The sequence below is a fragment of the Holdemanella sp. DFI.5.55 genome (assembly GCF_020593575.1).
Taxonomy (GTDB): domain Bacteria; phylum Bacillota_I; class Bacilli_A; order Erysipelotrichales; family Erysipelotrichaceae; genus Holdemanella; species Holdemanella hominis.
In genome coordinates, this window is sequence record NZ_JAJDMK010000345.1 from 1 (window position 1) to 243 (window position 243).

Genomic DNA, 243 nt, shown 5'->3' on the forward strand with positions numbered 1-243 from the left:
TTTTGATTTTCCATATTTTGCGGCGTTCCCAGCTTAGCGACAAACACACGCTGATAATCATTGGCGCGGTAATCCTCACTGGTAATGACGCCGTGAACGTCAACCAGCGTTAAGTGCTTGATGCCGGCCGCATACAGCAGGCGCGCCGTTGCCAGTCCAGAGGCACCAACACCATTGATTACGACGCGCAGATCCGGCAGCTTTTTGCCAACGACCTTGGCAGCATTGATCAAACCAGCTAAA

General features: G+C 52.3%; 1 pseudogene. It reads right to left on the reverse strand.

Annotated elements, in window-relative coordinates:
* Positions 1–243 (reverse strand): annotated as a pseudogene (locus tag LJE08_RS14355) (NAD-dependent malic enzyme); the annotation flags it as partial.